2 protein-coding genes are annotated in these 4289 nt (G+C 44.9%); both read right to left on the bottom strand.

The annotated features are described in order from the left end of the window. Positions 1 to 2642 (bottom strand): DUF6493 family protein (locus ACT8YW_RS22030; protein ID WP_444107154.1); only part of this gene is annotated, 2642 nt, incomplete at its 3' end. Continuing rightward, complete coding sequence (locus ACT8YW_RS22025) at positions 2630 to 3985, bottom strand: SWIM zinc finger family protein (protein ID WP_444107153.1); 1356 nt, start codon at positions 3983 to 3985, stop codon at positions 2630 to 2632. The genes ACT8YW_RS22025 and ACT8YW_RS22030, both read right to left, overlap by 13 nt. Positions 3986 to 4289: the final 304 nt, after the last annotated feature.

Raw genomic sequence — 4289 nt, 5'->3', positions numbered from 1 at the left:
CTTCGTTTGTACATGCTTTCGTACACTTGGGTGGTGAAGCGTTTTAGCGGAGCAAGTTCCATCTGGATGAGGCGGGCCAGGATTTCTCCTACCCGGTGATTGTTTATTCTTCCTGTGGATACCCCTTCTACCCATAATTCGGCTGCATAGGAACGGACTGTTTTGTCTACAAAAAGCAGCGAACCACTTAGTAGAAGCAAACTCATCTCTTTGAGCGGGCAGTGGAAAGACAACAGCATGCGTAAGGCACAGGCGAGGGTACGTTTGCTATCTTCCTGCGGAGTGCCGAAAGTCATGTAGCAAGTGATAATCTGGGCTATTAATGGTTCCGGGCGGTTGGGAAAGCAGCATAACAAAGGTTCCATGTAACGGGAATCATCCATGTTATATTTACTGTTGATAATCAGATGTTCCTGCCATAACTGATGGCTGTTGCATTCGGCATATGTATGCCATTTGTAGAACTCGAGTTGGAGCAGACGCCTGTCTGTTTCGTATGATTTCTCTTTGGGTTTTACCTCTTTCCACTCGTAGTCTCCTGTCAGATAGTTGTGCGGTAATGTGTTACAAGCGAAAGATTTGAATGCTTCGAATTCCATCTCCGGTGCTTTTACCAGTCCGGCGGCCACCCAGGCGGTCGGATGATTGTAGGGCGGTTCGGGTAGCGTGTTTTCATCCAACAGGAACAGAGAGAGATGCAGGTATTCATCTTGCAACAGTTGTCGGGCGGTGGCGATGGCTTCTTCTTTGTCTTCCATGGCGCAGCGGGCAATAGCTAGCTGGAAATCCCATGGACAGGGTTTTGCTCCTGCTTTCTGATATACGGCAAGCCGGCGTATCAGTTCGGTAGCCTGTACGTATGCCGGGGTATGGGTGGGAGTAGAAAGTAGGGGGAAGGCATTGCCTCCTTTTATTTTACGGATCACATTCAGCCATAATTGTTTGATGGGTGTGAAACAGGTTGCGTTGCTGTAGCCGGGTTTCCAGTCGGCAAGTCGTTTGAAAGAGCGCTCGTCATAAGCTCCTCTGTTTTCATCTATTCCTTTCAGCCTTTCTTCCAATCGGGTGAACATATTTCTCAAAAATCCTGTGTTGGAGGTATCTTTCTGTGCCCATAAGCGTTGATATTCCAGTAGGAAGGTAGCGAGAAGATCTTCGTATGGCTCCCAGCTATTGGCAACGATAGTGGCAGCCCGTTGGAAAACAGGTTCCATCCGGTTGAGATCTTCTTTGTCCAATTGGGGATGGAAAGCAATGATGGCGGCGATGGTTGTTTCTATCTCCCAACTTTCCTCCATGTCGAACAAACGACTAAGCTGGAATAGGAAATCTTCTTTGTTGGCGGGGAAGGAAATAGGGTTGTCTTCCCTGCAGATGTGTACCGTTTCTCCCACACTTGCATCGGGCTCATGGGTTTCTTCTGTAGGCTGCGGTTTGAAAGAAGAGAGTATCGCATGCACGCTTTGAAACATCTCCGGTTGATAAGATTGCAGTGTTTCCTGGAGATTGGATGAAGAGGCGTCTCCATATTTTGATATAAAATTAGCGGCTTTCTTTTGAAGGCTTTCGTCTTTCTTCAAGAAGAGTTGGCAGAGAGTGATGCAGCAGGGCTCTTTCATCTCGGGATGTTGTGCGACGATCTTTTCAAAGAGGGCGTAAATGGTAAGCAGCGAGTTTTTGGGGCTGGAGAAGAAAAGGGTGGTTGCACGTTCGATGAATTCCTGATAACGGAATCCTTCTTCAGATGCAATATTTTTCAACTGTTGCAACATCACGTTCACCGGTTTGGTATAGGAAGAGGTGAATATTTGCATCATCTCTTCTTGCAAAGATAACAGTTCTCCGGTAGTTGGTTGCAGAGTTTCGAAGAATCCGGCAAACCATCCTGCCATGTCTTTCTTGAAACTCCGGTGGAAAGTGGCGAGTGTGGCTTTTAATAGGCGTTCTCTATCCAGATGGCCGTCCAGCGAAAAGCGGTAGAGAGCGGCACTGATACTTTCATCCTGTGCGGTAACTCCTTTTTTATAAGCCTCTTTGGCGCAATCATCTTGATAACTGATGGACGATTCGTATTCGAAAATTGTCCAGATATGTTCTTTTAGGGTGATGTCACGTTTGAGTAATAACTCACTGTTGAAAGTATCGTTTCCTTTAGGTTCTTTATTTCTGATACGGGTAATCCAGGGGAGTACATGTGCAATGCGGCTTGGAGCGATTTCTTTGAGGTATCCCATATCCATGAGCTGCATCAGCTGTTCGTAATTGAGATCGAAATTAAACCAAGTCTTGTCATCATTGATAAAATCAGTCAGCCAGGTGGGGTAGTAGAGCGGGAGTAGTTTGCAAAGCATATCAAACTTCATATGATATGCCATATCCATCTCCCGTTTGTTGGCACAGACAAACTGGACAGCAGATAGAAAATGTGCCCGCGCCGCACTGCAGGTTGTCTCACTACTGAAACCGGCAAACTTACTTTTTATCCATTGTAAATCCCGGATAACCGGCAGCAGTTTCCGCCTTTCTTTCATTGGTAACTTCAGTAATCTCTTGACAAAAGGGATTAATATCTTCTCTTCATTCTCCGGAGTATCCACATAAGCCTTGGATAATTTCTCGAGTTCTTTTTTTAGTTCTTCCATTGTACTAGTTTCTTTACTGCCAGAATATGTTTGCAAGCTCCCCGTTCTCCCTGATTGCTGCTGAACCAGGTGCAAGTGCAACGCTCCTTCTCACTCTCTCTGTCGAGAATGACCGTATGCCTGACACCTCCGCTTCCTGCCACGCGTGCTTCTGTCCGTTTCTCGTCATTCGATATGATTTCTACTTTTTCTTCTTCCAGTAGTTTTTCTGCAGCTATCATTCGAGGATTGAGACTTAAAATACGTTCGGTTTTGAAAGGCAGGCGACGGTAGAAGAAGCCGTTTTCATCCAAATCGAATCCCAATAACCCCATGGCTGCCAGCCGTGCCGCGAGGGAATCTACCTTCTCCAGGTCAATATGTTCCTCTATGGCAAAAAGAGTGGGGTTGAACTGTTGGTTGGCATAACTGTATTTATCCATTGCTTCTATCCATCTTTCGGGGACATCTTCGAGCAGAGATTCCAGTGCGGCGCCTTCTCCGGAAAATCCTCTCCAACATTCGCGGGAAAGAGAAAGGCTGAAGCGTACCGGACCGAAATAAAGTTGCCAAATGGTAGATTGCATGGTGGGATGCGCAAAGACTTTCAGCTCATCGGCAAATGGAAGCAAGGGCTCGAGCAGACGTAAGCGATGAAGTCCTCCAATGCAGACGGCATTCATGCTTTTCACCGGTGAAAAGGCGGGTTTTTGACCGCGCATCACTAAATAATAGTCGCATTTCACACTACTTTTCGGAAGAGTCTGGAAGAGTTGTAAGGTTTGTATGCGATTGAAGGAGTAGAGCTGTTCCGCAACGGATTGATAAATCTGTACCGTAGTCAGCCCTTTTATCCATTTCACGGGAAGAGGTACTTTTCGTTCTATCACTTTCTCACCTTTATGATAAAGTCCCACCTCTTTGGGACCGACCGACATTACCATATTCTCCTGTCTGCCTATTCCTCCTAAGGCAGAAATCATTCCGGGATTAAAATCTACGTTTGTTGTCCCGTTTTCCAGAAATTCTCCGTCGTGTCCGTCAGGAAGCACGTCGACTCTGGCATATACACCTGCACAATTAGAGAATCCTTCAAAACGCAGGCGGTCATTTCCTGCGGTTACAATCGGATCTTTCAGCATGGAAAGCTGTGACGGTGTCAGATTAAAACTGGACTGCACAACATTGGATAATGCGATGAGGCAGCGTGCTGTCATGTAGGGTTGTGTCAACTTTCCCCAAAAGAAACAGGGTGTTTCTTTCTTTTCTATTTCGCTGTATTTGGCAAGAAACAGTTCGTCCTGATCGGCTGACCGTTGCAGTGCGGAAGGAGCTGCATATTGGTAAGAGATGGTATCAGTCATAGATAGTAAATCTGAATTTGGTTGTATATTCTCCAAATATAGAAATTAATTCTTAGTGAAAAAAAGAAGTAGGAGAATTTACATCGCTTTGGAATACTGATATTATAAAATATCGTCAAATGAAGCATTTATGCCTCTTTGGGCAGCAAATATTAAATACAATTCTTTATAGTCAGGCACAATTTTTTATACATAAAACAACTATTATTTATAACTATTCTTAATTTCTAGGTTCCTTTTTGCCGGAAACTAATACTTTTGTTCCCATAATTAGAATGTTTTAGTAACAGATTCTAAATTAAGT

The organism is Bacteroides sp. (assembly GCF_052357945.1).
Classification (GTDB): Bacteria; Bacteroidota; Bacteroidia; order Bacteroidales; family Bacteroidaceae; genus Bacteroides.
This window is presented reverse-complemented; position numbering and strand designations above follow the sequence as displayed.